At 65.6% G+C, this 5,678-nt stretch carries 2 protein-coding genes; one reads left to right on the plus strand and one right to left on the minus strand.

Going from position 1 to position 5,678, the window contains the following annotated elements; genetic code table 11:
- Positions 1 to 5,002 (plus strand): T9SS type A sorting domain-containing protein (locus tag BEN49_RS10355; RefSeq protein ID WP_070743009.1); only part of this gene is annotated, 5,002 nt, incomplete at its 5' end.
- A gap of 380 nt (positions 5,003 to 5,382) precedes the next feature.
- Here BEN49_RS10355 and BEN49_RS27825 read toward each other — a convergent pair.
- On the minus strand, positions 5,383 to 5,678 hold a 296-nt coding region (locus BEN49_RS27825), incomplete at its 5' end, for a DUF6565 domain-containing protein (protein ID WP_498366030.1).

Below are 5,678 nucleotides of genomic sequence, written 5' to 3' on the forward strand. Positions count from 1 at the left end.
CGTGCTGAATGACGGCAGCGGCGGCGGCGGGGCGGGCGGCTCTATTCTTATCACGGCCAACAACACGGCGAGCCTGAGCGGCCTCACCTTGGCGGCTATCGGCGGCACCGGCGGCACCAACACCCCTACTGGCACCACCACGGCCCACGGCCCCGGCGGCGGCGGCGGCGGCGGCGTTGTCCTCACCAACGCGGCTCCCAGCAGCGCCAGCGTAGCCAGCGGGGCCAATGGCACCACCACGGGCGGCGTAGCCTACGGGGCCGGCCCCGGCATCATGGGCATTGCCAATGGCCAAATCAGCAACAGCATCGCGGGCAGCGCGGCGGGCATTAATTGCAGCACCGACGTGGTAGCCACTATTTCGGCCCCCAGCGCAGCCACTGCGGCCCAGACGGTGAGCCTCACAGCCGTATTTGCCAACAACGGGGGGGTAGAGGCTACCGGCGTCACGCGCACCGTGACGCTCAGCTCCGGCGACGTGAATAACCCAGTTACCGGCGTAACAGCGGCGGGCAGCACCAGCATCAGCAGCCCAGACGGCTCGGGTACTGTTACCATCACCTACCCGGCCCTTTCGCCGCTGGCGGCGGGCAGCAGCGCTTCTTTTGGTATCTCCTACATGGCCCCTGGCACTGCCAGCGTAGTGGCTGTGGCGACCATTACCACCACCACCCCTGCCGAGCCAGTAACCGATAACAACACGAGCACGGCCACGACGGCTATTAACGGCAACGCCGACGTAGTGTCGGCCGTCTTCGGCCTGAACGCTTCCACCACGGGCCGGCCCACCGCTACGTATACCGCCGTGTTTGCCAACAACGGCCCGGCCGCCGCGGCCAACGTGACGCGCACCGTGACGCTTCCCGCTGACATTACCCTCACTGCCGCGCAGCTCAAATTCATCACCGACCAGTTTACTCCCAATGACCCCACCGCGGGGTATGACCCGAACACCCGCGTTATAAACTTTGGTACCGTGACTAGCTTAGCCAGCCGCGCGGCCAGTACCTTCCAGTTCAGCTACACGGCCTCTAACACGAGTGGCAGCACGGTTGTCAGAAGCACTATTGGCACGACCACGACCCAGGCGGTTGGTGGCGGCCCCGGCGCCGCTCCCGACCAGTTTGACTTTACCGTCACCAACAACGCGACCTCCGACCTGGCCACGAACGGCATCTCGACATCGGCCGCCACGGTGGTGCCGGGCCAGACGGCGTCGTTCACGCTGAACTTTGTGAACTACGGCCCCGATGATGCGGCCATCGCCCTGCGCTTCGCCCAGCTCACGCCCGGCCTGAGCGGGGTGTCCGTCACCAACAACGGCACCTACGACCCGGCTACGGGCATTATCACCTACCCCGCCATCGCCTTGGCCAACGGCGTAACGGCGCCCTCCGTGGTCACGTTCACCGCCCCCGCCGTGGGGCCGGTCAACATCAGCGGCAGCCTGAGCGGCGGCCCCAGCCTGGCCTCATCGGGTATCTTCGGCAACAACCAGGCGACGGGCAGCATTGCCGTGACCCCGGTGGCCGACGTGGCTACCACCATCAGCGGCCCCACGGCGGCCGTTGCCGGCAACCTGGTTACCTTCAGCGTGCTCACGACCAATGCGGGCCCCTCGGCGGCCGCGGGGGTGGTGCAGACGGTGCAGCTGCCCCTAAACCTGAGCGGGGTATTTGTCTCCAACTATGGCTCGTACAACGCCAGCACGGGGGTAGCCACCTTCACGGCCCCCGGCGTACTCGCCACCGGCCAGTCGCTGAACAACACCGTGAGCTTTGCTATGCCCGCCACGGCCTTTACCGCCACGGCCGCCGTGACCACCACCACCAGCGAAGCCGGCGCCACCGCCAACAACGCGGCTACGGCCAGTGCCACCAACCTCCTGACGCCTGCCAACGCCGACCAAGCCAACGTGTACAACACGCTGACCCCCTCGGCCCGGAACGTGGCGCCGGGCGACGCGCTCACCCTCACCATCGTGACCGGCAACAACGGCCCTAAGCCGGCCCTGAACGTGGCGCAGCAGGTGGCGCTAGCCCCCGGCCTTGTTGTGAGCAGTATTTCCAACGGCGGCACCTATAGCACCACCACGGGCCTGGTTACCTTCCCGGCCCTCGCCAGCCTGGCGAGCGGCGCCAGTGTCTCCAACACGGTGGTGCTCACGACCCCGGCGGCCGGTATCCTGGTGGTGATGCCCAGCGTAACGTCGAGCACGTCGGACCCCGTGCCGGCCGATAACATCGTGACGCGCAACATCACTATCACCAACGCCACCGACGTGGTGACGACCCTGGTAGGCCCCGGCGTAGCCTCCTCGACGCAGGTGCCCACCTTCACGGTGACAACCAGCAACCGGGGGCCCCTGCCCGCCACCAACGTGGTGCAGACCGTGGCCATCCCGGCGGGCTTTGCCCTGAGTGAAGTAACCACAACCGGCGCCGGGGTCTACGACCCGGCTACCGGCCTCATTACCTGGCCCACGGTGGCGTTGCTGGGGGTGGAGGAAGTAAAAACCTACACCTACAGCTACCTGGCCCCGGCCCTGCTCTCCACGGATGCCAACAACTCGCGCACCATCGTGAGCCGGGCCAGCGTGACCAGCACGACGACCGACCTCGCCACGGCCAATAACTCGGTGGCCGTGGCTACCGAAATCAAGTGGAACGCCGACGTGGCCGTGGCCGTGGCCGGCCCTACCACGGCTATCGTCGGCAATCCCATCACCTTCGTCGTATCGACCAGCAACAATGGGCCGGCGCCGGCAATAAACGTGACAACCAGCGTACGCATTGCGACCGGCCTAACCAGCGTAGTGGCTAGCGGCGGCGTCTACGACACCAACACCGGCATCGTGACGTTTCCTACCATTGCTAGCCAAGCCGCCGGCGTTACGGGGGCCATCACTAACACGATTACGCTGATAGTGCCCGACCGGCCCATCATCGGGGTGTCGGCGGCGGCCAACAATTCGGCCAATGACATCAACCTGACCAACAACGCGGCCACCCTGGTTATTCCGGTGTCGCCCCCTACCAGCACCCTGGTCGACTTGCAAACCACGATTACTTCCAACGTGGCTTCGCAGAATGCCGGCCAGCCCATCATTCTCACGGTGAAGGCTATCAATGCTGCTGCTACCGTTTCCAACCTGCGCGAGCGAGTAGCCTTGCCCGCCGGCCTGAGCAGCGTAGTCGTGAAGGATGCTAGCAACAACGTGCTCGGCGGGGCGTATGATGTGGCCAGCGGTACCGTTACCTTCCCAGTGGCCAGCAACCAGGCGGCCGGCACCACGCTCACCTACACGATTACGGTGAACGACCCCGGCAACGACCCCCTGGTGGCCACGGCCAGCGTGAATGGCAACTTCTCGGACCCTACCCCCAGCAACAACACGCAAACCGTGAGCGTAAACATCGTGCCCATAGCCGATGTGCTGACCCGCGTCAGCGGCCCCGCCACGGCCCTGCCCAACAGCCAGGTGACGTACCAGGTCGTGACCCTCAACAATGGCCCCTCGCCCGCTAGTGCCGTGGTGCAAACCGTGCAGCTGCCCACCGGCCTCAGCAACGTGGCCGTGTCGGGCGGCGGCAGCTACGATGCCTCTTCGGGCGTGGTAACCTTCCCCCGCATCACGACGCAAGCCGTGGGCAAATTTGGGGAGGTGAGCAACAGCATCAGCTTCCTGTTTCCGGCCGTCACTTCTACCATCACGGGCACCGTGACGAGCGGCACGAACGAAAACGGACCCACGGCCAACAACACGTCGGCCGTGACGACTAGCCTGGCCAGCCAGGCACCGCAGGCCAACGCGGCCGTCAACCGCCAGCAAACGCCCCAGGGCAACACGGCCACGGCGCTCGGGATTTCGGCCCTCACGGGCTTTGAGCCCAACGGTTCACTACAGTCGTTCAACATCACGGCCCTACCCAGCAGCACGGCCGGTAAGCTGGCGCTCAACGGCGTGGATGTGCAGCTTGGGCAGGTAATCAGCTTGGCCAACGCGGCCAACCTCACCTTTGACCCGGCCAGCACGTTTGTCGGCAACGCGTTCTTTACCTTCACGACTACCAACAACCAAGGCAATGTTTCAGCTCCCGTGCTGTATACGATTCCCGTTGCCCAGGACAATGCCTCGGTCTACACCACTACGCCGGTCAAAGGCGGCACGGCCAATCAGTACCAGAACGGCGACATTCTGGCCAACGTGTTCGACAATAACGCGGGCACCTACAACGCCACGGCCGCCGTCGTCGACAACGGGGTGCGCACCGCCAGCTCCAACTCCTTGCCCCGCGGCACGAGTATAGACCCGGTCACCGGCCAGATAACCGTGGTTGACCGCACGCTGCTGGTAACCGGCACTTATCCCGCTACCATCACCACCGTCGATGGCAACGGCGGCGTCACCACGCAGACGGTTCCCCTGGTTATCGGCAACTACCCCCTGCCGGTGAAGCTGACGCGCTTCGACGCCGAAGCCGTAGGCTTCAACGGTAACCTGAGCTGGGCCACGGCGCAGGAGCAGCACAACGCAGGCTTCCAGGTGGAGCGCTCCTTCGACGGCACGCAGTTTACAGCGCTCACCTTTGTGGCGGGCGCCGGCACCAGCACCCAGGCGCAGTCCTACAGCTTCGTCGATGCCGGAGTAGGGCGGCAGCACGCCACGGCCTACTACCGCTTGCAGCAGCGCGACCAGGATGGCACAACCAGCTACAGCCCGGTGCGGGTCGTGGCGTTCGCGCCGCAGGCCCAGGCCCCTAGCGTAGCACTTTACCCCAACCCCGCCACCGACCAGACCACCCTGGACCTAACAGCACTGCCCGCCGGGCAATACCAAGTGCAGGTGTTTGACTTGGCGGGCCGCCTGGTGCAAACGCATACCCTGGGCGGTGAGCAAAAACACGTGCTCCTGATCAGCAACCTGCCCAGTGGGGCTTACATCGTTCTTGTGGCCAACAACAATGGCCTGAAGTTCTCGCAGCGACTCATCAAGCCGTAGGCCAACCACTAACAGGAATAAGGCAAGGGCCCCGTTCGGATTTTCCGGCGGGGCCTTTTGCTTGCTGGTGGTGGGCTTGCTTGCGCAGCCAGCTATTTGGGCTGCCATCGGCCCGGCCCACGTCCGGTGGGGCCCTAGCAGGGGCCCCAGCAGACGCGGGCGGGCAATAAACGACCAGCGCCTAACTGCGCCGGTGGGGCCCCTGCTAGGGCCCCAGCAGACGCAGGTAGGCACTGGCCCGCGAGTAGCCTTGCTGAAAGGGCAGCGCCCGCTGCTCCGTCGGGCAAGGGCAAGCGGCTAATGACGCTAGGCAGCCTGGGCACAGGATTGGGGCCCCGGCGGCCAGGCGTACCGGCAGCCGGGGCCCCAATCCTGTGCCCCTATTGGTCGAGGCGGCTTTTCGCCTTGCGGGCCCCCTGCAAGGTGTGGAACTCAGTCTGGGCCGAGCGAATGTTCAGGCGCTCTTGGAGCGAGAGCGATGTACGCACCTGTTGGTAGCGCTGGTTGAGGCGCGCCAGGTCGTTGGCGGCGGCGTCCCAGTCATTTTCGCTCCAGCTGCGGCGTTGCGCCTGGCACTTTTCAATGAATTGCTCGTAGAGGCCGGGCAGATCGGCGGCGCTGGCGCGGGCTGGGTTGGCGGCACTGGGGGCGGCCGCCGCAGCCGCGGCGGCGGAGC

Source organism: Hymenobacter coccineus, assembly GCF_001816125.1.
GTDB lineage: Bacteria > Bacteroidota > Bacteroidia > Cytophagales > Hymenobacteraceae > Hymenobacter > Hymenobacter coccineus.